This is a genomic window from Streptomyces sp. NPDC057654, from assembly GCF_042800135.1.
Taxonomy (GTDB): Bacteria; Actinomycetota; Actinomycetes; order Streptomycetales; family Streptomycetaceae; genus Streptomyces.
The window spans coordinates 1-4,592 of sequence record NZ_JBHVHQ010000701.1; the positions used below are offsets into that span (position 1 = coordinate 1).

Consider the following 4,592-nt stretch of genomic DNA (forward strand, 5'->3'; position numbering starts at 1 on the left):
GTTCCGGTGCTGCCGCCGGAACTGCCGCCGCTGCCGTCGCTGACGCGCGCGGAGAGCGAGCTCGTCGACCGCTATCTGGAGGCGGTCGACCTGCTGGGCCGCGTCAACCCGGCGCGCGGCCACAGCACTTACGCCGCGCTGCGTGCCGCGCAGGCGCTGGCCGCCAAGGCCGCGGGGCTGCGCGACGCGCTGGCCGTGATGCACGAGCGCGGCGAGAGCGAGCTGCACGCGGCCACGCTGGAGCGTGCGCTGCGGGTACTGGACGGGGAGCGGCGTACGGGCCGGGTCTCGATACCACCGGGTCCGGTCAGTTGACCCGCAGGTAGCTCAACGCCGATCCCCCGATAGGCGTATACGGGCCTGGACGATCCGCAGTGATCAACTTGCGCAATGCGCGCGGGTCCTGGTCGGGCGGCGATACCGCACCGCTGGTGCGGGGCTGCGTACGGTGCGGGACGCGGAAGGAAAATTCCGCGTGTCCACCCGAACAGGTCAGTCGTGACCAGCCTCACATAAGGCGATTTCGGCTCGGAATTCGTACCAGGGATGCGTCAAGATCCCTGAGACGACAAGCCCCCGCCTCCGCGGGGCGGTCCGGGCGGACGCCGAGTCCTGCCGCCGTACCGGGCGTCTGGTCGACAAGAGTGCATCGGCAGGAGTGGAGGACCCGAGCACGGCGGGGGCCACCTGATCGACGAGGAGCGACGGGTGGCCCCCTCGGGGTGAAGCCGCGGACGCGGCCGGGCAACTTCGCCAGCCCGAACCCGACAGGTCACCCTTCACAGGCGGTTGACGAAGGGTCGCGCAATGACAGCGCACACACGCCCCCGACTGCTGTCCAGGACCGGCGCCGCCTCCGTACTCACTCTGGTCGCCTTCGGCGCCACCACTCTCCTGCCGACCGGCGCCCCCGAGGCCGAGGCCGCCACGGTGTCCGCCAAGGCGCTGCGCGTAGCGGCGTCGAAGAAAGGCTCGCCTTACCGCTACGGGGCGACCGGCCCCTACCGCTTCGACTGCTCGGGCCTGACCCTCTACTCGTTCAAGCGCGCCGGCAAGCGGCTGCCGCGCACGGCCGCCGGGCAGTACAACCGTGCCCGGCATGTCTCCGCCTCCTCCCGCAAGGGCGGTGACCTGGTCTTCTTCCACTCCCGCGGCGGCGTCTACCACGTGGGCATCTATGCCGGGAGCGGCCGGATCTGGCACGCGCCGAAGAGCGGGACGGTGGTGCGCCTGGAGAAGATCTGGTCGCGGAGCGTGAGCTACGGCCGCGTGGGCTGACGGGCCGGCCGACCCGGCGATTGTCAGTGACCGAGGGTAGTTTGAGCGCGTCAGGTCAGCGCCCGAACGGTCCTTGAGGAGTCACTTGCTGTGTCATGGTCCGGGGGTGGGACGACCCCGCTCGCCTCGTTGCTCACCGACCTGGCGAAGGGGGTCTTCCCGCCCTGCGACGGCCGCGTCGACGTGGTCCCGCAGCCCTCCCGCCGCGACGCGGGGGTCCTTTCGCTGACGGGCTACACCATGGTCTTCACCGACGCCGAAGCCGGCTGGGTGCGCGGCCGGCTGCCGCCCGGGGACCTCTCCGCCCCGCTCAACCCGCCGTTTCTGAGCGCCCTGTGCGCCCGTACGGACCGGGTGGTGGACAACATCGACCTGCTCACCGTCGCCCACCCCCTCCCGGGTCCGCCCCCGCTCCCCCTCACGCCGACGCGCGACCGCACCCACCCGCGGATCGTACGGGCCCTACGCCACCGCGACGACGTACGAGCGTGGACGCACCCCGGCGGCACCCTGCTGATCGGCCGTGGCGTCGCCGGCCGCTGGGAGATGGCCGTAGAGGTGGCCCCGCGCTCTCAGCGCGCCGGACTGGGCCGCCTCCTCGCGACGGCGGCCCGCCACCTGGTCCCGCCCGGCGAACCCCTGTGGGCCCAGATCGCCCCGGGCAACGCGGCGAGCGTCCGCACCCTGCTCGCGGCCGGGTTCACGCCGGTGGGCGCGGAGGCGCTGCTGGTGGCGAGGTAGGCCGACGAGGATCGCGGTGGGCGGCCGGCCCGCCAGGTCGGTCAGGTCACAGCGCGCGCGGGCCCGTCCACGGCAGTGTGGTCCATACGGTTTTGCCGCCGTCGTGGGTCGGGGTGATGGTGAGGCTGCCGCCGAGTTCCTTGGTGAGGGTGCGGACGACGACCATGCCGCGGCCGTTGTCCTGCTGGACGGCGGCGGGGAGGCGTCTGGGCCGGCGCGGGTGGCTGTCGGCGACGCCGATGCGCAGCAGTTCGCCCCGGTCGAGCTGGACGAGCACGGTGAAGACGGGCGACCGGCCGCCTGTGTGCTGCACCACGTTGGTGGCCAGTTCGGAGACGATCAGCCTGATGATGTCGACCGCTTCGGTCCGCTCCGGCAGCCCCCATTCGGCGAGCACGTTCGAGACGTGGCCGCGGGCCGTGGAGACCGAGGCGGGCACGGTCGGCAGAGAGACGGATGCTTCCTGAAGGTCTGCCATGGCGGCGCTGTTCCTTTCCCACCCGGCCGGTTCCGGGACGTGGCGCGGTGACGTGTGCGTGCCCCCGGTCGGCTCTTCGCGACAGAGTGCCATCGATTGTGCAAGCCACGCGGCAATCCAGCCGGATGTGCATATATCTGTCGCTCAAAGCGGTGAACTCTGCGACGGGAGACCGTATTTGCGCGGCACACTGGCGCATTGACACCGAGTGAAAGGAGTCATCATGCGGAACGGGCCTGCGGTGCGCCGCCGAAAACTCGGCGCGGAACTTCGGCGGCAGCGCGAGACGGCCGGGCTCACGAGCCGGCAGGCCGCGACGGCGGTGGGCTGGCACCAGTCGAAAGTCAGCCGTATCGAGACCGGTCGCAGTGGCGTGAAACCCGCCGACGTGGTGCGACTGCTGGACGCGTACGAGGTGGTGGACGCCGAACGGCGCGCCCTGTTGGCGGCTCTGTGCAGCCCCGGCCCCGCGGACCGGGACGGTACGCGGAACACCTGGTGGTACGCGTACGACGACCTGTTGCCCGTCGGGTACCGGGACTTCATCTCGCTGGAGTCCGCGGCCTCACAGGCCCGCACGCTGGAGACGACCGTGGTGCCGGGGCTGTTCCAGACGCCCGACTACGCGCGCGCGGTGACCCGGGCGGCGCTGGGCGACCCGCCGGACGAGCAGGTCGAGGAGCTGGTGGCGGTCCGGATGGCCCGGCAGTCGGTGCTGCGCGGGACACCGCCGATGCGGCTGTGCGCGGTCCTCGACGAGGCCGTGCTGCGGCGCACGGTGGGCGGTCCGGAGGTCATGGCGGGGCAGTTGCGAAAACTGTGGGAGTTCGGCGCGCTCCCCCATGTGAGTCTTCACGTGCTGCCGTTTGCCCAGGGCGGCCATATTGGCATTACCGGGCCTTTCGTAATCTTCTCCTTTTCGCCCATGGCCGATCTGGATGTGGTCGTTCTCGACCATTTGACGAGCAGCAACTACCTTGAGCGGAAGGAAGACCTCCAGGCGTACTGCACCGCGTTCGAAACCCTGCGGGCCCGCGCTCTGCCGCACGACGAATCGTTGAATTTCATCTCCGAGATCAACGCCGAGATCATCACCACGATCGACGCCGAGACCCGCGTCGGCATCTGAGGAGGCACCATGTCCCCCACGCCCTGTCCGCTGTCCGGTGATGCGGAGCTGCTCGGCGCCGCCTGGCGCCGCAGCAGCCACAGCACCGGAATGAACAACTGCGTCGAGACCGCCGCCACCCGATCCGGTCTGCTCGCGCTCCGCGACTCGAAGGACCCGGCCGGTCCCGTGCTGCTGCTCTCCCGCGCCGCCTGGAACTCCTTCGTCGGGGCCGTCCGCGACGGCTCGCTCTGACGAGTCCCTACGGGCCGGACATCCCCTGTGCCCAGCCGTTCCGACGGCTTGTGAAAGCCACTGCTCACGAGGGCGGCGCGGTCCCCACGATCGTGGCGACCGCCCGCTCCACCTGCTGCTCCGTCAGATCCGCCCGCGCGGTCAGCCGCAGCCGCGACACGCCGTCGGGCACCGACGGCGGCCGGAAGCACCCCACGGCGAGCCCCGCGCCGCGGCAGTCCGCCGCCCACCGCACCGCCGCCTCGGGCGACGGGGCCCGTACGGACACGACCGCCGCCGACGGCCGGGGCGTCGTAAGCCCCGCCGCCGTCAGCCGCGCGTGCAGCTCGGACGCGACCGTACGCGCCCGCTCCGCCCGCCCCGGCTCCGCCGCCAGCAGGTCCAGAGCGGCCAGCGCCGCGCCCGCGGCGGCCGGGGCGAGGCCGGTGTCGAAGATGAACGTACGGGCGGCGTTGACCAGTTGGCCGATGACCTTGGCCGGGCCCAGCACCGCGCCGCCCTGACCGCCCAGCGACTTGGACAGCGTGACGGTGGCGACCACGTCGCGCGCGCCCGCGAGCCCGGCCGCGTGCACGGCGCCGCGCCCGCCCTCGCCCAGCACGCCCAGCCCGTGGGCGTCGTCGACGAGCAGGGCCGCGCCGCTCGCCCGGCAGGCGGCGGCCAGCGCGGGCAGCGGCGCCGCGTCCCCGTCCGCGGAGAAGACGGAGTCGGTGACGGCCAGCGCCGGGCCGC

Annotated in this window: 7 protein-coding genes and 1 riboswitch; of the genes, 5 read left to right on the forward strand and 2 right to left on the reverse strand. The window is 72.3% G+C overall.

The annotated features are described in order from the left end of the window. Nucleotides 1–6 precede the first annotated feature (6 nt). From ACFU99_RS33960 to ACFU99_RS33970, 3 genes are all read left to right on the forward strand, one after another. On the forward strand, nucleotides 7–315 hold the full coding sequence (locus ACFU99_RS33960) for a hypothetical protein (protein ID WP_384399518.1): 309 nt from the start codon (nucleotides 7–9) through the stop codon (nucleotides 313–315). A 278-nt stretch (nucleotides 316–593) separates the two neighbouring features. Then, nucleotides 594–803: riboswitch (cyclic di-AMP (ydaO/yuaA leader) on the forward strand. A gap of 4 nt (nucleotides 804–807) precedes the next feature. Beyond that, nucleotides 808–1,278 (forward strand): C40 family peptidase, encoded by a 471-nt coding sequence (locus ACFU99_RS33965; RefSeq protein ID WP_384399501.1) that lies wholly within the window; start codon nucleotides 808–810, stop codon nucleotides 1,276–1,278. Nucleotides 1,279–1,368: 90 nt separating this feature from the next. Next, on the forward strand, nucleotides 1,369–2,019 hold the full coding sequence (locus ACFU99_RS33970; protein ID WP_384399504.1) for a GNAT family N-acetyltransferase: 651 nt from the start codon (nucleotides 1,369–1,371) through the stop codon (nucleotides 2,017–2,019). Nucleotides 2,020–2,065: 46 nt separating this feature from the next. On the opposite strand, the gene ACFU99_RS33975 is transcribed toward ACFU99_RS33970, so the two are convergent. Next, nucleotides 2,066–2,497 (reverse strand): ATP-binding protein, encoded by a 432-nt coding sequence (locus ACFU99_RS33975; protein WP_384399506.1) that lies wholly within the window; start codon nucleotides 2,495–2,497, stop codon nucleotides 2,066–2,068. 223 nt (nucleotides 2,498–2,720) lie between these two features. Between ACFU99_RS33975 and ACFU99_RS33980 the strand changes: the two genes are divergently transcribed. Together ACFU99_RS33980 and ACFU99_RS33985 are read left to right on the forward strand one after the other, a co-directional pair. Further along, nucleotides 2,721–3,626, forward strand: coding sequence for a helix-turn-helix domain-containing protein (locus ACFU99_RS33980; protein ID WP_384399509.1), 906 nt, complete (start codon nucleotides 2,721–2,723; stop codon nucleotides 3,624–3,626). A 9-nt stretch (nucleotides 3,627–3,635) separates the two neighbouring features. Further along, nucleotides 3,636–3,860: a DUF397 domain-containing protein gene (locus ACFU99_RS33985; protein WP_384399512.1), complete on the forward strand. Its 225-nt coding sequence runs from the start codon at nucleotides 3,636–3,638 to the stop codon at nucleotides 3,858–3,860. Nucleotides 3,861–3,924: 64 nt separating this feature from the next. On the opposite strand, the gene ACFU99_RS33990 is transcribed toward ACFU99_RS33985, so the two are convergent. Further along, nucleotides 3,925–4,592, reverse strand: a 668-nt coding sequence (locus ACFU99_RS33990) for an aminotransferase class I/II-fold pyridoxal phosphate-dependent enzyme (RefSeq protein ID WP_384399515.1), incomplete at its 5' end; no start/stop codon positions are given.